At 71.4% G+C, this 17988-nt stretch carries 15 protein-coding genes; 8 read left to right on the top strand and 7 right to left on the bottom strand.

Annotated elements, in window-relative coordinates:
* Positions 1–130 precede the first annotated feature (130 nt).
* Entirely contained in the window at positions 131–412 is a 282-nt protein-coding gene (locus ASD16_RS06985) for an HU family DNA-binding protein (RefSeq protein ID WP_055914607.1), read from the top strand.
* Positions 413–505: 93 nt separating this feature from the next.
* Complete coding sequence (locus tag ASD16_RS06980) at positions 506–910, top strand: Fur family transcriptional regulator (protein ID WP_055914604.1); 405 nt, start codon at positions 506–508, stop codon at positions 908–910.
* 7 nt (positions 911–917) lie between these two features.
* Here ASD16_RS06980 and ASD16_RS06975 read toward each other — a convergent pair whose 3' ends face one another.
* Complete coding sequence (locus tag ASD16_RS06975; protein ID WP_055914601.1) at positions 918–1430, bottom strand: hypothetical protein; 513 nt, start codon at positions 1428–1430, stop codon at positions 918–920.
* A 49-nt stretch (positions 1431–1479) separates the two neighbouring features.
* The gene (locus ASD16_RS06970; protein ID WP_235523143.1) at positions 1480–1971 is read right to left on the bottom strand and encodes a DUF6328 family protein; all 492 of its coding nucleotides are present in this window, start codon (positions 1969–1971) and stop codon (positions 1480–1482) included.
* An 85-nt stretch (positions 1972–2056) separates the two neighbouring features.
* Here ASD16_RS06970 and ASD16_RS06965 point away from each other — a divergent pair, with 85 nt between their 5' ends.
* Positions 2057–3103 carry a low specificity L-threonine aldolase gene (locus ASD16_RS06965; protein WP_055915846.1) on the top strand — a complete coding sequence of 349 codons (1047 nt, stop codon included), beginning with the start codon at positions 2057–2059 and terminating at the stop codon, positions 3101–3103.
* A 40-nt stretch (positions 3104–3143) separates the two neighbouring features.
* On the opposite strand, the gene ASD16_RS06960 is transcribed toward ASD16_RS06965, so the two are convergent.
* From ASD16_RS06960 to ASD16_RS06950, 3 genes are all read right to left on the bottom strand, one after another.
* Positions 3144–5366, bottom strand: coding sequence for a cellulase family glycosylhydrolase (locus tag ASD16_RS06960; protein ID WP_055914596.1), 2223 nt, complete (start codon positions 5364–5366; stop codon positions 3144–3146).
* Positions 5367–5457: 91 nt separating this feature from the next.
* A complete protein-coding gene (locus ASD16_RS06955) occupies positions 5458–8055 on the bottom strand; it encodes a glycoside hydrolase family 6 protein (RefSeq protein WP_055914593.1) in 2598 nt (865 codons plus the stop codon).
* A gap of 174 nt (positions 8056–8229) precedes the next feature.
* Complete coding sequence (locus ASD16_RS06950) at positions 8230–9219, bottom strand: LacI family DNA-binding transcriptional regulator (RefSeq protein WP_235523142.1); 990 nt, start codon at positions 9217–9219, stop codon at positions 8230–8232.
* Positions 9220–9485: 266 nt separating this feature from the next.
* On the opposite strand from ASD16_RS06950, the gene ASD16_RS06945 reads away from it, so the two are divergent.
* On the top strand, positions 9486–12122 hold the full coding sequence (locus ASD16_RS06945) for a substrate-binding domain-containing protein (protein ID WP_235523140.1): 2637 nt from the start codon (positions 9486–9488) through the stop codon (positions 12120–12122).
* 58 nt (positions 12123–12180) lie between these two features.
* On the opposite strand, the gene ASD16_RS06940 is transcribed toward ASD16_RS06945, so the two are convergent.
* Positions 12181–13959, bottom strand: a complete 1779-nt coding sequence (locus ASD16_RS06940) for a DEAD/DEAH box helicase (RefSeq protein WP_055914587.1) — start codon at positions 13957–13959, stop codon at positions 12181–12183.
* 258 nt (positions 13960–14217) lie between these two features.
* Complete coding sequence (locus tag ASD16_RS06935; RefSeq protein ID WP_055914584.1) at positions 14218–14631, bottom strand: CoA-binding protein; 414 nt, start codon at positions 14629–14631, stop codon at positions 14218–14220.
* A 104-nt stretch (positions 14632–14735) separates the two neighbouring features.
* Between ASD16_RS06935 and ASD16_RS06930 the strand changes: the two genes are divergently transcribed.
* From ASD16_RS06930 to ASD16_RS06915, 4 genes are read left to right on the top strand one after another with little or no spacing between them, the layout of a single operon-like run.
* Entirely contained in the window at positions 14736–15335 is a 600-nt protein-coding gene (locus ASD16_RS06930; protein ID WP_235523138.1) for a CDP-alcohol phosphatidyltransferase family protein, read from the top strand.
* Complete coding sequence (locus tag ASD16_RS06925; RefSeq protein ID WP_055914578.1) at positions 15332–16273, top strand: DUF881 domain-containing protein; 942 nt, start codon at positions 15332–15334, stop codon at positions 16271–16273. The genes ASD16_RS06930 and ASD16_RS06925 overlap by 4 nt, the downstream gene beginning before the upstream one ends.
* Positions 16270–16602, top strand: coding sequence for a small basic family protein (locus tag ASD16_RS06920; protein ID WP_055914577.1), 333 nt, complete (start codon positions 16270–16272; stop codon positions 16600–16602). The genes ASD16_RS06925 and ASD16_RS06920 overlap by 4 nt, the downstream gene beginning before the upstream one ends.
* Positions 16599–17873, top strand: coding sequence for a DUF881 domain-containing protein (locus ASD16_RS06915; protein WP_055914574.1), 1275 nt, complete (start codon positions 16599–16601; stop codon positions 17871–17873). The genes ASD16_RS06920 and ASD16_RS06915 overlap by 4 nt, the downstream gene beginning before the upstream one ends.
* Positions 17874–17988: the final 115 nt, after the last annotated feature.

The following is a 17988-nucleotide window of genomic DNA, read 5'->3' as shown; positions in this document are numbered from 1 at the left end:
GCACGGATTCCTGCGGTTGTCGGGTTAGTGTCAGCCGATCGTCCCCGTTGCTCGCGGCACTGCTGCGCGCCCCGGGGAACGGCCCGGTAGTGGGCCTGCATGTCCGAGTGAACACAGAGGAGCACATCCAGTGAGCGTGAACCGCACCGAGCTCGTCCAGGCCGTCGCGGCCAAGACCGGCCTCACCAACACCGACGCGGACAAGGCCCTCAAGGCCTTCCAGGAGGTCCTCGTCGAGAACCTCGCCGCCGGCGAGGCTGTCACGATCCCCGGTTTCCTGGCCGTGGCCCGCGCCGAGCGTGGTGCTCGCACCGGCATCAACCCCCAGACGGGCGAGAAGCTGGAGATCCCCGCGGGCTACCGCGTGAAGCTCACCGCCGGCAGCGCCCTCAAGCGCGCCGTCCAGGGCTGACCTCAGCACCCTCGACCGGGCCCTCGATCCTCCGGGATCGGGGGCCCGGTCGCGTTATAGTGGGAACCAGTCTCAGGAAGGAAGGTCGGCGCGATGGTCGTGGTCCCCCGTCAGACGCGGCAACGCGCCGAGATCCTCGACCTGCTCGAGGACGTCGACGAGTTCCGCAGCGCCCAGCAGCTCCACGAGATGCTCCGGGCCCGTGGGTCCAGCGTCGGCCTGGCCACCGTGTACCGGGCCGTGCAGAGCCTGTCCGAGCACGGTGACGTCGACGTCCTGCGCACCGAGGACGGCGAGTCGGTCTACCGCCGCTGTGAGCAGCGCAGCCACCACCACCACCTCGTCTGCCGGTCGTGCGGCCGCACGGTCGAGATCGAGGCCGGTCAGGCCGAGGCGTGGGCCGCACAGGTCGGCGCCGCGCACGGTTTCGACGACGTCGACCACACGATCGAGCTCGTCGGCACCTGCGCATCGTGCCGGGCGGCTGCCGCTTCCTGAGAGCGGTTCACCCCGGGGCGAGCGTCGTCCGGAGGCGGTGGAGCGACCGGAGGATGTCCTCGCGATTCTTGGCGAGCTTCATCCACGTCGGTAGGACGGTCGACAGTCCCACAGACTCCCGAAGCGTGGCGCCGACATAGCTCTCGATGTAGCCCAGGTGCTCCTCGTTGTTGGCCCACAGCAGGTGACCGCCGCAGCACTCGGTGCGCAGCCAGAGCGGCAGGCCGAAGACGGGCTCCTCACCCTCCCTGGCGCGAAAGACGGACACGTACCGGTCCACGGCAGGGTCGTGCCACGCGCCGTGCTTCCACTGCAGGACGACCAGGCGTCCGTCGACGAGGACGTGCCTCTCGCTGCCCCCGTCGACGGCCAGCGGACAGCGGGTGCACGTAAGCCGGTAGCCGACATCGTTCTCTCGGACGGTCGCGCGACTTCCGCACCGCGGGCAGACGACCTCCACGGGGGACTGCCAGGCGAGCGCCGCAGGTTCTCGGAAGCGCATCGGCGAGTCCTCGGTCACCCGGCGACCGTATCGCTCGACCTGGCGGTGGTCCGGCCTCGTGCGTAGGTCAGTCCCGGGCGCGGCTGGCGATGACCCGGGGGACCACCCACCACGACGCGAACAGCAGCACCAGCGACGCGATCCCCACGGCACGTCCAGCGTCGCGTGACAGGACGACGTCGAAGATGAGCATCGCGCTGCCGGCCATGACGAGGGCGAGCACCAGGAGACCCGCGCGGGCGAACCGGCCCCCGGCGGTGACCAGCTCGGGCTTGAGCCGCCGGCCGAAGAGGATGCGGTGCAGGCTCACGGGCGCGACGAACAGAGCCGTCGCCAGCACCGCGAGGACCACGAGCACCAGGTAGAGGTCCGTCTGGAACGCGTCGAGGTCCGCGAACCGCTGCTGGAACGGGATGGTCAGCAGGAAGCCGGTGAGGATCTGCGTCCCGGTCTGCGTGACCCGGAGCTCCTGCAGCAGCTCGTTCCAGTTCCGGTCGGCCCGCTCGTTGTGGGTCTCGTCCCTGCCGTCGTCCGCGTCAGCATCCTGCTGGTGCACCACCGTCGTCCTCCTCTGATCTGGTCGGATCATGCCGCACCCGCTCGGCGTGCGCCTGTGGACGGCACTCGTCGGGGAGACTGTCCCGGTGACCCGACTGCACGATGCCGACCGCCGCGACTTCGCCTCCGACAACTACGCGGGGGTGCACCCCGAGGTGCTCGCCGCGATCGCCGAGGCCAACGGTGGCCACCAGACCGCCTACGGCGAGGACGTCTACACCTCCCGGCTCCACGAGGTGGTGGTGCAGCACTTCGGCGAGGCGGCCACGGTGTTCCCGGTGTTCAACGGCACCGGCGCCAACGTGCTGTCGCTGCAGTCCGTGCTGCCGCGGTGGGGTGCGGTCGTCTGTGCGGAGACCGCGCACATCCACACCGACGAGAACGGTGCCCCGGAGCGGATGGGTGGCATCAAGCTGCTGACCGTGCCGACGCCCGACGGCAAGCTCACCCCTGAGCTCGTCGCGACGCAGGCGTGGGGGTTCGGCGACGAGCACCGTGCCCAGCCGGGCGTCGTGTCGATCACCCAGTCGACCGAGCTGGGCACGCTGTACACGCCCGACGAGGTGCGCGCGCTGGCCGACCAGGCCCACGAGCACGGGATGCGGTTGCACCTCGACGGAGCCCGGATCTCGAATGCGGCCGCGAGCCTCGGCGTGCCCCTGCGTGCGTTCACCACCGATGCCGGCGTCGACCTCCTGTCGCTCGGCGGCACGAAGAACGGCCTGCTCTACGGTGAGGCGGTCGTCGTGCTCGACCCCGCGGCCGACGGCGGTCTGACCTACCTGCGCAAGATGGACATGCAGCTCGCCTCGAAGATGCGCTTCGTGTCCGCGCAGCTCGTTGCCCTGTACGAGGGGGACCTCTGGCTGCGGTCCGCCCAGCACGCCAACGCGATGGCGGCGCGGCTGCGTGCCGGCATCGAGGACCTGCCCGGCGTCCAGGTGACCCGACCGACGCAGGCCAACGGCATCTTCGTGATCTTCCCGCCCGGCGTCGCGGACATCCTGCGGCGACGGTGGCGGTTCTACGACTGGATCGTCGAGACCGGCGAGGTCCGGCTCATGTGCTCGTTCGACACCACGGACGCCGACATCGACGAGCTCGTCGCCGCGGTGACGGACGCCGTGAGCTGACGCGCGGGGGCCCGCAGCCGGACCCCCGCGCGCCGCGCCGTCACTTCACCGTGCAGGCCGCCCCGTTCACCGTGAACGCGGTCGGTGCCGTGTTGGTGCCGGTGTGCGTGCCGTTGAACCCGATCTCGGTGCTGGCACCGGGCGCCAGCGTCGAGTTCCACGCCACACCGGTCGCGGTGACGGTGGCACCCGTCTGCGACCAGGTGGCGCTCCAGCCCTGCGTCACCTTCTGACCGTTCGCGTACGTGAAGGCCAGCGTCCATCCCGCGAGCGGGCTGGTTCCCGTGTTGGTGATCTTCACGGCGCCCGTGAAGCCGGTGCTCCAGCTGTTCGCGGTGTAGGTCACCGCGCACGAGCCGGTGGCCACGTCAGGAGCCGTGTACGCGGTCAGGGCCGTGGACGCGGCCGATCGGTTGCCGGCGACGTCCTTGGCCACGACCGTGAACACGTACGAGGTCCCGGCCGCCAGACCCGTGGCCGTGAAGCTCGGCGTCGTGCTGCTGCCGACCAGCGTGCCCGCGCGGTACACGTCGTACCCGGCGACACCCGAACCACCGGAGTTGTCGGTCGACGCGGTCCACCGCAGCGGGATGGACGTCGTCGTCCCCGTACCGGCCTCGAGCCCGGTCGGGACGCTCGGTGCGACGGTGTCGCCACCGGTGACGACGGCCGTGCGCGCGGTGACGGCCGTGGAGGCCGCCGACACGTTGCCGGCCACGTCCTTGGCCCGCACCGAGAACGAGTACGCGGTGTCCGGGGACAGACCGCTCACGGTCAGGCTCGTCGACGTCGTGCTCCCGACGAGCGTCGTGCCCCGGTACACCTGGTAGCCGGCCACACCGGAACCGCTGTCGGTCGACGCCGACCAGGTGAGCGGGATGCTCGTGGTCGACGGCGTTCCCGCAGCGAGGTTGGCCGGGATGGTCGGGGCGGTGGTGTCGCCGGTCTGTCCACCCACGTCCGACACGGACTTGCCCGTGGTGCTGCCGACGCCACCCAGCGGCACAGCGTGGTCGAGGCCGACGAACTTGCCGCCGTCCTGCCACAGCGACGGCTTGAGCAGGGCGTACTTGGGCTCGTCCCAGGTGGTCCAGTCGTAGTTGAGCAGGCCGCCGGTGTCCCCGGAGTTCGGGTTGAGCACCCAGAAGGTGTGGCTCAGCCGGCGGTCGACGATGAGGTCGCGGATGGCGACCATCCACTTCTCGTTGCGGCCGCCGTCCATGAAGCCGCCCCACTCGCCGATGAGCAGCGGTGCGATGTTCTCCTTGTGCAGGTACAGCCAGTTCGGGTCCCAGACGTCACGCTCGAGCGTCGACCGGTCCCACGTGCCCTGGAACCACTTCTGCTCGAACACGAGCGGTCCGTAGTCGTGGGGGGAGTAGACGAGCTGGTCCTGGTTGGCTCCGAGGTCGATCGGGAAGTCGCGGACACCGCGCAGGTTCCCGCCCCACCAGGTGCCGTAGTAGTCCGTCAGACCGGTCGAGGTCCAGGACACCCCCTCCTTCGGGTAGACCTCGATGCCCTCGACGAAGATCAGCCAGTTCGGGTTGATGGCCAGGATCTTGCGCCCCGCCGTCTGAGCGAAGTGCTTGAAGTTGTCCTTGTCCGTCGAGCCGTCCCACTTGGCGCGCTCGGTGGAACCCTGCGTCCCGTGCGGCTCGTTCTTGACGTCCGCGCCGACGATCGTGTCGTTGTTCTTGTACCGAGCGGCCACCCACTCCCAGCCGGCGTAGACGTCCTCGGTGGTGATCGACCCCTTCCACCAGACGGGGTAGACGTGGCCGGAGTTGTCGGCCTCCGCGCTGTGCACGTCGAGGAAGACCTTGATGCCGTACTTCTCGCAGAGCGTCAGCCAGTAGTCGAAGATCTGGAGGCTGTTCTTTCCCTCGAGCTCGGGGTTGGCGTACGTGTTGACGTTCGGCTTCAGGAACGTCCCCGCCTTCCACTCCAGCAGCAGCTGCGTGGAGATCGGCACCCGGACGGTGTTGATGCCGCGGTCGGCCATGCTCTTGGTGATCGTCGTGATGTTGGCGGACCAGAGGCCGTGGAAGACGCGTTCGCTCGCGTTGAACCCGAACCAGTTGGCGCCCGTCAGCAGCACCTCCTTGCCGGACTCGTCGACGATCTTGTTGCCCGACACGTGCAGCCAGTCGTCACCGGTCGCGGCGCTGGCGGGCACCGCTCCGATCACGAGAGGCGCGGCCAGGGCGGCGGTCGCGGCGACGCTCGTCGCGAGTATGCGTAGGCGATGGGTGGGGGACACGGTTCTCCTCGGTGCTGAAGGGTTTCAGTACGACCCGGCATGCAGAGCGGGGGCCCTCCGCTGGAGGACCCCCGCTCGTCATGCCGCTAGATCACGCGGTGGTGCAGGCAGCACCGTTGAGGGTGAATGCCGTGGGCGCGTTGTTGGTGCCCGAGTGCGACCCGTTGAACCCGATGTCGACGCTCTGACCGGCACCGAGGGTGCCGTTCCATGCGGCGTTCTTCGCCGTGACGGCCGTGCCGGACTGCGACCAGTCGGCGCTCCAGCCCTGGGTGACCTTCTGGCCGTTGGCGAACGAGAAGCCGAGCGACCAGCTGGACAGGGCGGAGGTCCCCGTGTTGGTGACCTTCACCGACGCCGTGAAGCCGGTGTTCCAGCTGCTCGCCGTGTACTTGACCGAGCACGCACCCGTGGAGGTACCGGTCTGCGTGGTGGCCGAGACGGCACTGGAGGCGGAGGACACGTTGCCGGCGGCGTCCTTGGCCTTGACCGTGAACGAGTACGCGGTCGCGGCCGACAGGCCGGTCACGGTGTAGCTCGTCGAGGTCGTGGTCCCCACCAGGGTGGTGCCGCGGTAGACGTCGTAGCCGGTGACGGCCACGTTGTCGGTGGACGCGGTCCAGGACAGCGGGACCGACGTCGTGGTGGTGGTACCGGCGGTCAGACCCGTCGGAGCCGAGGGCGCCGTCGTGTCCGTGACCGTGCCGGTCTGGGTGGTGGCCGAGACCGACGAGGACGCGGCGGAGACGTTGCCCGCCAGGTCCTTGGCCTTGACCGAGAACGAGTACGCGGTCGCGGCCGACAGGCCGGTCACGGTGTAGCTCGTGGAGGTCGTCGTGCCCACCAGGGTGGAGCCGCGGTAGACCTCGTAGCCGGCCAGGCCGGAGCCACCGGAGTTGTCCGTCGACGCGGTCCAGGACAGCGGGACGGACGTCTGGGTGGTGGTGCCCGCCGTCAGACCCGTCGGCACCGAGGGCGCCGTCGTGTCCGTGACCGTGCCGGTCTGCGTGGTGGCCGAGACGGCGCTGGACGCGGACGACACGTTGCCGGCGGCGTCCTTGGCGCGGACCGTGAACGAGTACGCGGTCGCGGCCGACAGGCCGGTCACGGTGTAGCTCGTCGTGGTGGAGGTACCCACCAGGGTGGTGCCGCGGTAGACGTCGTAGCCGGTGACGGCCACGTTGTCGGTGGACGCGGTCCAGGACAGCGGGACCGACGTCGTCGTGGTGGTGCCCGCCGTGAGGCCCGTCGGAGCCGACGGCGCCGTCGTGTCGGTCGGCGGGGTGCCACCGGGGATGGCCGGGTAGGCGTTGGCGACGAGGGTCTTGAACTGCGCCTCGAACCACTGGCCGGCCAGCGGTGCACCGGGCGTGGCGCCGGTGAGCTGGTTGCTCAGCTTCGGCGACACGAAGGTCGGGTCGCACATGCGGTCGAACCGCTTGCCCTGGTCGTTCTCGATCTCGGTGGACGCACCGTCGGACTCACCCGGGGGCTTGATCCAGACGAACGCGTCGAGGTGGGAGCTGGCGTAGCCCGAGGGCGTTGCCTGCGGGAGCTCGCCGATGCCCGCGCCGAGCGGGTTGCACCACGCGCCGCGGTGGACACGCTTGTCCACCTTCGACTCGTTGACGTAGGTGTTGTGGTTGGTGCTGGTCGACACGGCGGTCGGACGAGCGGAGCCGCCCCAGCCGTTGCGCGACGTGTCGACGAGCATGCCGATCGACGACGGGAACCCGGCCGCGGTGAGCAGCTTGTACATGTGGGCCGTGTAGTCGACCTCGTCGAAGTCGAAGTTCCACTCGTAGAACGAGCTCGACCGGATCGGCGTGCCACCGACGGAGATCGTGGAGTCCGGGAGGTACGGCTCGACCAGCGGCGTCGTGTTGGCGACGTCGCTCACGAAGCCGTCGATCGACGCGAAGCCCGCGGTCGTGGACTTGGCCACGTCGGCGAACAGCGTGGCGGAGGGACCGGCGTTGCTGTCCCAGCCGAGCCAGCCCGAGTGGCCGATGTCGATGTAGTTGTAGACGTTCGGGATGGCGTGCAGCTTGTCGAGCGCGTACTTCACGCCGGCCTTGTAGTACGGCGCTGCCTGCGCGCAGGCAGCCTCCGAGAGGTTCGTCGTGAGGTTCGGCAGCGAGTCGGGCTCGATCGTCGCGACGATCCGGATGTCCTGGTACTTCGGGTCGGCCAGGAGCGCCGCGATGGCGTCGATGTACTCGGTCTTGTACCGAGCCAGGCCGGCGTCGCTGGCGGGGAGCTCCCCGTTCGACGCGAGGGCGAAGCAGTCGCGGCCGGGCAGGTCGTAGATGACCAGGTTGAACACGATCGGGCCGGAGCCCTTCTGGGCAACGGCGTTGTCCAGGTGGAACTTCAGGCCGTTGCCGTCGGCGTTGCCCGTGATCGCACTGATCCGGTCCATCCAGACGGCGGTCGGCTGCTTGGCCACCGTCCGCATCTTCGCGGCGAGGGTGGCGTCGCCGGCACGTGTGGCAGCGCTCTCAACCGCTGCCGCGTACGTGGGGTTGACGTACTGCGTCGCGCCCGCGAACGGGTTGTCGACGTGCGACTCGGCCGCGCTCGCGCTCGTCGTGATGCACAGGGGGGCTGCGAGCAGCGCCATCGCTGCTGCTGCGGTGGTGGCCGCGCGCAAGCGCTGCCTCACCGCTCTCTTGCCGTGTGTGGACACGTAGTCCTCCGGGTGTCGTTCGGCGTGCCCGGTCGGCCGTCCCGTCCGGGCGCATGTCGGCCGGGAAAGTCCACGGCGACTGGACGTAGATCACCATGCGGACTTTCCGGGCGGCACGGGGCGAATCGTTTAGGTTCCCGTCGTTACCAAACTGAAACACGCATGAGAGCGTTCTCATCTTGATCGTGGACCCGTGCTCCCGCGCACCGCGAGGCCGCCGATCTGGAGATCCCGACGTGCTCGGAGGTCGCCGTCGAGCACCGCGAGCACCGCCTCGCCGGTCGCGGTCCCGAGCTCGCGCTGGGCCGAGGGGAGTGTCGTGATCGACGGTGTCGCGAGCCGGCAGAGGGCCGAGTCCGAGCCCGCGATCACCGACAGGTCCCACGGCACCGCGAGGCCCGTCCGGCGTGCGACGTCGAGTGCAGCGACCGCCATCTGGTCCGAGTCGTACACGATCGCGGTCGGCGCACGGCCACCGGTCAGCAACCGTCTGGTCGCCACCGCGGCCTCCTCGGCGGTCCCCCCGGTGGCCTCGTGGACGAGCACACCGCTGGCCGCGTCGAGCACCCCCGTGAGCGCGGCGAAGCGCTCCCTGGTCCGCACGAGCTCCTTGGGTCCACTCACCAGGGCCACGTGCCGGTGCCCCAGCTCGAGCAGGTAACGGCCCACACGGACGAACGCCTCGGCGTCGTCGAGCGTCACCGCGGCGAGGTCCGCATCGCTCTGACCTGCACTGACGATCACCGCGGGAGCGCGCAGACGGCGGAGCGCGTCGATCCGCGGGTCCTCCGCGAGCACGTCCGTGACGACCATGACGTCGAACCGACGCTCGGCCCACCACTCCCCGTACAGGGCGACGGCGGCCTCCGGGCCGTCGACGAGCTGGAGCACGAGCGCCAGGTTGCGGGTCGCCAGCACCTCCTGCAGCGAGATGACGAACTCGAGCACCCCGGTGGCCTGGGCCACCGGTCCGGCGGCGCCGCGGTCGAACACGAGACCGATCGCTCGCGGTCCCGTGCGCATCGACCGCGCGGCCGCGCTGGGCCGCCAGCCGAACTCGTCCGCGACCCGCAGGACGCGTTCACGGGTTGCTGCGGAGACGCCCGGTCGACCGTTGAGCGCGTACGACACGACGGCGATCGAGACACCCGCGGCACGGGCCACGTCGGTGATCGTCGGACGGCGCGCCGGCGCCTGGGTCGGGGCATGGGAAGGGGCGGGGGAGGACGGCCCGGACGACGGCGTCGAAGGCGACGCGGAAGAGCCGGGTACTCCGGAGTCATATGCAGGTGTGACCACGATCACCTAGTGTGTCGCCCGATGCGGGTGAAATGCATCATCTCGGCTCCGACGACGTGGGCGAGGGATGTGGGGTCATGGGAACAGTGCGGCGCGGACCGGTCTCACCGACGGCGAGACGGACCATCGGTGTGCTCTCGCCGGTGGTCGGCGGGTTCTACTTCGGAGCCCTGATCGCGGGGGTGGCACGAGCAGCACGGGCGGCCGGACATCGCGTGGTCGCGGTGCAGACGTACCCGGCGGGGCTCGACAGGGAGAGGTACCCGGACGAGTCGATCCTCGACGCGCCCGTGGCCCTCGGTGCCGTCGACGGCCTCGTCGTGGTCGGCAAGGCGCTGCGCAGCGACCGGCTGGCGTCGGTGCAGCAGTGGGGGCTGCCTCTCGTGCTCGTGAGCGAGGAGCCGCAGTCCGGCGACGACGCGGTCGTCCTGCCCGACAACCTCGGCGGGGTGCGCGCAGCCGTCGAGCACCTCCTCGGGCACGGTCACACGGCGATCGGCTTCGTCGGCTGCCTGACGCAGCGCGACATGCGTGAGCGGTTCGCCGCCTACCGCGCGACGCTCGCCGACCACGGCATCGAGCCTCCGGACGGCTGGATCTACGAGTCCTCGGACAACCACGAGCAGGGGGGCGCGGACGCCGCTGCCCGCATGCTCGCTGCCGGGTCCCCGACGACCGCGGTGATCGCGGCGACGGACCGGAACGCGATCGGCTTCCAGCGCGCGCTGCGGGCCGCCGGCCTCGTGCTCCCGCGGGACCAGGCCGTGATCGGGTTCGACCACGCCGACTCCGGGGCTCGGGTGACGCCCCGGCTGTCGACGGTCGACGCGCACTACGACCGTGTCGGCGAGACGGCGGTGTCCCTGCTGCTGTCCCGGATGCGCGGTGAGGACGTCCCCGGCGGCGAGTACCGCGCCCCGTCCACGCTCGTCCTGCGCGAGTCGTGCGGCTGCACCGAGTCCGCCCGGTCGGCACCAGCGGCAGGGTCCGGCGCGGGCAGCCGGAGCGGCTACCAGGTGCTGCGCGCCCTCGCGGGCACCGCGTTCGTCGGTCCCACCGGCGTGGGCGGCGCGCGACGGACCGGTGTGGCGCCGCGCGAGACGTGGTGGCACGCCGTCGTGGAGCCCATCGAGACGGCGGCGGAGCGCGGGTCGGTCCCCGGCACCGCCACTCTCGCCCGGCTCGCCGACGTCACGTCCGCGATGCAACCGCACCCCGAGGCGCTCGAACAGCTGGTTCTCTGCCTGCGTGGGGTGGAGGCTGACGTGGTGGAAGCGCTCTCGCGTCCGGAGCACGAGACTGCCGTCCGTCGCGCCGTCACCGAGGTGCTCCTCGCCCTGACCAAGGGCTGCACCCGCGCCATGCTGGCGCGCAGCGGCCAGCTCGAGCGCACGATCGTGGACCAGTACGAGGTCGACATGGACCTCCTGCGCGGCGACGGGGCCAGCCCTCGCGCGCTGGGCTGGCTCCCGCGCGGTGTCCGCGGCCACGCCTGTCTCGGGCTGTGGCTCGGGGCGGACCGAGGGCCGGGGGACCGCGAGATGGAGATCGTCGGTGTGCACGACACCTCCGGCACCCTCTCGCGCCTGGTCGGCGTGCGGACGACCGCCAGCCAGTTCCCGCCGGCTGCTCTCACGCGTGCGGGCACGGTCGGGTCCAACGAGCTGACGTTCGTTGTCCCGGTGACCTTCGGTGGCAGCGACTGGGGTCTGCTCGCCATCGACGGCACCGTGGAGACACGGGCCACCAGCGCGCGGGACCGGTTCAACCACTGGGCCGCGCTGCTGGCGGTCGCCCTCGACCAGGAGCGGCTGCTGGCCAACCTGCGCGAGCAGCGCCGCGCGCTGGAGCAGGCAGCTGCCCGGGAACGGTCTCTGGCCGACACGGTGCGGGCGAGCGAGGAGCGGTACGCGCTGGCGTCCATGGCCGCGCACGACGGGACGTGGGACTGGGACGTCTCGGCCGGCACGGTGTACTACTCGCCACGCTGGAAGCAGACGCTGGGCTACGACGACGACGTCATCGGCGACTCGCCGGGGGAGTGGCTCGAACGCGTGCACCCCGCCGACCGCGATGAGCTGTCGGCGTCGATCGCCTCGCAGCTGGCCGGCGCCGGCTCGCCGCTCGAGCTCGAGCACCGCGTCCGGACGTCGTCCGGCGACTACCGGTGGATGCTGTGTCGCGCGGTCACCGTGCTGGACGACGCCGGCTGCCCGGCGCGCCTCGTCGGTGCGCTGGTGGACGTGACGGAGCGCAAGGAGCAGGAGATCGCCCTGCAGCGTGACGCTCTGCGCGATCCGGAGACGGGCCTGGTGAACCGGCTGCTGTTCCTCGACCGGCTCGGGGCCGCCGTGCTGCGGACCCGACGTTCCCCCGGCTACGACTGCGCGCTCGCCCTCGTCCGGGTGGTCGACGGCCCGTCGATCCCGACGCAGGGACGGCTCGAGTCGGACAGCGACGCACGCCTCGACCTGCACCGTGAGCTGGTCCGGCGCCTGCGTCGGCCGCTGCGCGAGGGAGACACCCCCGCACGCATCGCGGAGGACGACTTCGTGGTGCTGCTGGACGACGTCGGCCCCGGCGGGGTGCCCGCTCGGCTCTCGCTCCTGCTCGACCAGCTGCGGCAGGAGCTCGGCTCCCGGCTCGCCATCGGCGTCCTCGGCAGCATCCGCGGGTTCCGGGACGTGGGCGAGGTGCTCCGTGAGGCGGACATCACCCTGCTGCGCGGCGCCTCCCGGCAAGGCCGGTCCGGGTCCGTCCTGCGATAGGGACAGCACGACGCCCCTGCCTCCCGGTTGCCGGGAGACAGGGGCGTGGTCGTGCTCGTCAGCTGCGGCCGCGAGCCGGGCCGTGCGTCGGGCGCGAGGCGCCGTGACCCGGGCGGGGTCCCTGGTCGAGACGGATGCGCAGCGGACGGCCGGCGACCCGCGTGCGGGCGAGGCGGTCGATCACGTCGGCGGAGAGCCCGGCCGGGATGTCGACGAGCGCGAAGCTGCCGAAGATGTCGATCTTGCCGACGTCCTTGCCGGTCAGGCCACCCTCGCCCGTGAGCGCGCCGACGAGGGCACCCGGCTGGAGGCCGTCACGGTGCCCGACGGCGACGCGCCACCGCGGCGCGCCACCGGCGACGTGCGTGTCGGAGCGACGACGCTCGCCGCGCTCGGGCCGGTCGTTGCCGCGGTCGCTGCCACCGGTCAGGTGGGCGCGCGAGAGGGCGTCGTCGAGGTCGTCGCCGTGCTGGACGGCCACGGGGCCCTCGTCGCCCACGGCCAGGGCGGTCACCACGGCGAGCAGCTCGAACGGGTCGACGTCCGGGTTCTGGGCGAGGTGCACCGCGATGGCCTCGCGGTACAGGTCCAGGCGGTCCAGCTCGGCTCGCGCACCTGTGCGGGCGAGCAGGGTCTGCACCCGGTGGGCGGAGACCTCGGCCGGCGAGGGGATCTCGACCTGCAGCAGCGACTGCCGCGTCGTGCGCTCGATCTGGCGCAGGCGGGACTGCTCGGACGGCGTGACGAACGACAGGGCCTCGCCCTCGCGCCCGGCGCGGCCGGTGCGCCCGATGCGGTGCACGTACGTCTCCGGCTCGCGCGGCACGTCGAAGTTGACGACGAGACCGATGCGGTCGACGTCGAGACCGCGCGCCGCGACGTCGGTGGCGACGAGGACGTCGAGCGCCCCCGTGCGTAGGCGGTCGACGATCTTCTCGCGCTCGGTCTGGGCCACGTCACCGGAGATGTACGCAGCAGAGATGCCGCGCTCGATCAGCGCGCTGCCGACCTCCTCGGCCGCACCGCGGGTGCGGACGAACACGATCGCCGCGTCGGCCGGGGACACGGCGAGGACGCGGGCGAGCGCGCCGGTCTTGTGCCGGTGCGGCACGACGGCGTAGGTCTGCCGGACGCTGGTCACGGTGGACGCCTGACGCGAGACCGTGATCTCGACCGGGCGGTTCAGGTGCTGCTCGGCGACGCGGCGGATCTGCGGCGGCATCGTGGCGGAGAACAGGGCGACCTGACGCTCGCGGGGAGCGGCCGAGAGCACCTTGTCGACGTCCTCGGCGAAGCCCATGCGCAGCATCTCGTCGGCCTCGTCCAGCACGAGGAAGCGGACGTTGTCCATCTTCAGCGTGCGGCGGTCGAGGTGGTCGAGGACACGGCCGGGCGTCCCGACGACGACCTGTGCACCGCGGGACAGCGCGCGCTGCTGCGGGAGGAACGGCGACCCGCCGTACACGGCGAGCACGTTCAGGCCCGGCAGGTGCGTCGCGAACGACTGGATGGCGTCGGCCACCTGCATCGCGAGCTCGCGCGTCGGGGTCAGCACGACGGCCTGGACGGCCGGCAGGTCGTAGTCGATGGCGGCCAGGAGCGGCAGGCCGAACGCGGCGGTCTTGCCGGTGCCGGTCTGGGCGACGCCGACGATGTCACGGCCGCTCAGCAGCGCGGGGACTGCCTGGGACTGGATGGCGGACGGGACGGTGAAGCCGAGGTCGGAGATCGCGGCCTCGAGGGCCGGCGGCAGACCGAGGTCGGCGAAGGTGGCGTCAGCGGGGATCTGAGGAGCGTCAGAGGGCACAGCGGGCACAGAGGACAGGGCAGAGCTCATGAATTGAGGAACCGATCATCGCGGGGCGGAGCCCTGAACCGTGCACCGGGTCGGCGAACAGCGGGTCGCAGCCCCGGACCACCCAGCGGCAACCGCTCACGCGATGCCTAGACCACACGACGCGAGGCGGGCCCCGACCGGCTCAGCGGTGGTGGCGACGCCTCGAAGGGGGACGCGACGAACTCCAGATTCGTGGAGGAGTCTACCGGTCGCACGTCCATGTCGGCAGAGAGGTGCCAGGTGACGTCGCGCACAACGTCACAGGCCGCGGCGCGGACCCTCGATCGCCGGGCACGCGTCCATCACGACGTCCAGCCCGGCGGCACGCGCACGCTCCGCCGCGGCCTCGTCCACGACCCCGAGCTGCAGCCACACGGCCCTTGCGCCGATCGCGACGGCCTGGTCGACCACGTCGCCGGCCAGCGAGCTGTTCACGAACACGTCCACCACGTCCACCGGACCGTCGACGTCGGCGAGCGAGCGCACGCCCGCCGCCCCGTGCACGGTCGGTGCCTGCGGGTGGACGGGCACGATCTCGTGCCCGATGGACTGGAGGTACTTGGCGACGCCGTACGCCGCGCGCGAGGTGTTGGTCGACAGACCGACGACCGCCCACCGTCCCGAGGACGTCAGCACACGGGTGATGACGTCGGGATCGTTGCGGTGCACCATCCCAGAACTGTCGCACCACCGTCCCGGCGCCGCAGCCGAGGGCGCGCCGACGACAGAGCGGAGTCTGCGGCCGCATAGGATCGACGCCGCCAGGACGAGAGACGGTGACGGGGGAGGCAGTGGCGAGCAACGACGTCGTCTCCACACGTGTGCTGACCGTCCCCAACGTCATCAGCCTCGTGCGGCTCCTTCTGGTCCCCGTGTTCGCGCTGCTGATCGTGCGTGGCCACGACGGCTGGGCGGTCGCGGTGCTCGCGGTCTCCGGCGCCAGCGACTGGCTCGACGGCGTGCTCGCGCGTCGGCTCGGCCAGGTCTCCCGGCTCGGTCAGCTCCTGGACCCCGCCGCGGACCGCCTCTTCATCATCGTGACGCTCGTCGCCCTCGCCTGGAGCGGCGTCGTGCCGTGGTGGCTCCTCGGGGTCCTGGTCCTGCGCGACGTGGTGCTCGCCGTGATGCTCGTCGTGCTGGCCAAGGCGGGCTACGCCCCTCTCCAGGTGCACCTCGCGGGCAAGGCCGGCACGTTCGCGCTCCTCTACGCCTTCCCGCTGCTCCTGCTCGCGCAGTGGGACTCGTGGGTCGGCACGGTCGCCGGCGTCGTGGGGTGGGCCTGCGCGCTGTGGGGCGTCGCGCTGTACTGGTTCTCCGCCGCCGTCTACCTCACCCAGGCGCGCCACCTCCTGCGCACGCAGGCGGACGCCGCATGAGCCGGCACGGGTCCGGCGAGCCACCGCGCAGCCCGGACGCGTCGATGACGCTCCTCACCGAGGTCTACCGGCGTCCCCTCGACCCCGGCTACGCCGAGGCGGCGGCCCGTCGCGCCGCAGGCTCGGAGCCGCGGCGCTCGCGCCGGTCGACCGCCGGCCTCGTGGTGCTCGCGATCGGTCTGGGTCTCGGCGCGACGGCGGCCACGGTCGCGCTGCGCCAGCCCGCCACCTCCGTCGTGGAGGCGCGAGAGCTGCTGGAGTCGCAGATCGAGCAGCGCAGCGCGGAGGCGGAGGCGCTCCAGGACGACATCACCACGATGACGAACGAGATCGCGACCCTGCAGGAGGACCTCCTGGGCGACGTGGGCCAGCCTGTGCGGGACCAGATCGAGGCTGATGCGGTCGCGGCCGGGGTCATGCCCGTCACCGGCAGCGGGCTGCGTCTCGTCCTGACCGACGCCCCCTCCGACGACCCGGACGACGTGGACCCGTCGCTGCGGGTGCAGGACGTCGACCTGCAGGTCGTCGTGAACGGGCTGTGGGCCGCCGGTGCCGAGGCCATCGCCGTGAACGGACAGCGCCTCACCGCGATGACCGCGATCCGGAGCGCGGGGGACGCTGTGCTGGTCGACCTGGTCGCCCTCAGCAGCCCGTACACCGTGGAGGCCATCGGTGACCCCGTCGGCATGCAGACGGAGCTGGCCCGCGCCAGCGCCGGACAGCACCTGGCGACGCTGCGCACGACCTGGGGCATCGGCGTCCAGCTGACGTCGCAGAGCAAGCTCGAGCTGCCCGGGACGGGTCTCGTCACGATGTACTCCGCGACGGTGCCCACGGCGCCCGTCACCCCTGTGCCGGAGCCCGAGGCAGTCGAGGGTGCGCCGGACGAGGCCGGTGTGGCAGGGTCTGCTGGTCCGACAGGGAGGGACGACACGTGATCGCAGTCATCGGCCTGGTCATCGGGGTCGTCGGAGGTCTGCTCCTGCAGCCCACCGTGCCCCTGGAGCTCCAGCCGTACCTCCCGATCGCGGTCGTGGCGGCCCTCGACGCCCTCTTCGGCGGGCTGCGCGCCATGCTCGACGGGATCTTCGACGACCGGGTGTTCCTCATCTCCTTCATGTCCAACGTCGTCGTCGCCGCGCTGATCGTGTTCCTCGGCGACCAGCTCGGTGTCGGCACGCAGCTGTCGACCGCCGTGGTGGTCGTGCTCGGCATCCGGATCTTCTCCAACGCCGCGTCGATCCGTCGTCACCTGTTCAAGGCATGACCGTGCAGCCGCAGGAGGGTCGCGACGCGCAGGACTCCCGGCCGCCCGCCGACGAGCCCAACTCACTGCCCCCGGTGGTCTCGGACGAGCCCAACTCGTTGCCGCCGGTCGTACCGGACGAGCCCAACTCCCTGCCTCCAGTCGTGTCGGACGAGCCCAACTCGCTGCCCCCGGTGGTCTCGGACGAGCCGAACTGGTTGCCGCCGGTCGTACCGGACGAGCCCAACTCCCTGCCTCCAGTCGTGTCGGACGAGCCCAACTCGCTGCCTCCCGTCGTGTCGGACGAGCCGAACTCGTTGCCGCCGGTCGTACCGGACGAGCCCAACTCGCTGCCCCCGGTGGTGTCGGACGAGCCCAACTCGCTGCCTCTCGTCGTGTCGGACGAGCCGGAGCCCGCTGAGGGGAGCGGTCCGCCGGAGGTGGCACTCGACGAGCCGGACGTGACTCCCCGGGACGTCAGGGTGTTCGTCCCCACAGATCCCCGCGACCCGGCTGACCAGGACGTCACGGAGCTCGCACCGCCGGTCGACGAGGTTCCCGCCGAGCCGCCGAGCGGGTGGGCGGTCCTGGGCCGGGCTCTCAAGCCGCGGGCGACCCGGGCGCAGATCGTGGCCGGCGTGCTCTGCGCGGTACTGGGCTATGCCCTGGTCGCGCAGGTACGGCAGTCCGGAGAGACGGACCTCGCCGGCATGCGGCAGGGAGATCTCGTCCGCATCCTCGACGAGACCACCAACCGTGGGGATGCGCTCCAGCGTGAGGCGGCCGACCTCACGCGCGAGCGTGACGACCTGCTCTCAGGCTCGGACCGCCGGCAGGCCGCGCTCGACGCGCTGCGGCGCAGTGCCGAGACGCAGGGGATCCTCGCGGGCCGCTTGCCGGCCGAGGGGCCGGGGGTGATCGTCACCCTCACCGAGACCGACCGGTTCATCAAGCCGATCACGATGCTCAACATGCTCGAGGAGATGCGCAACGCCGGGGCGGAGGCGATCCAGCTCAACGACCAGCGCATTACGGCGAGCAGCGCGTTCACCGGCACGGGCGGCGCGGTGGTGCTCGACGGCGTCGAGCTGACCGCGCCGTACCGATGGATCGCGATCGGCGACCCGGACATCATCGCGCCGGCGCTGCAGATCCCCGGCGGTGCGATGGCGCAGGTGCGCAACAACGGCGGCAAGGGGTCGGTGGACCGGTACGACCTGGTCGCGGTCGACGCGGTGCGCGCGGTGCCGGACCCGGTCTACGCGACCCCGGTCCCTCCGCAGACCGATTAGTCCGATCTGGGCCGCCACCGGGCACGATCGTGCCGGGTGCGAGCGCGGGACGTGCTGCGCCGACCCGCTCGGTCCGCATAGGGTGTGCCTGACCCCGAGGAACACCGGTGGTCGA

The organism is Cellulomonas sp. Root485, assembly GCF_001426705.1.
Classification (GTDB): Bacteria; Actinomycetota; Actinomycetes; order Actinomycetales; family Cellulomonadaceae; genus Cellulomonas.
The sequence above is the reverse complement of the archived record's forward strand: the minus strand, read 5'-3'. Positions and strand labels throughout refer to the sequence as shown.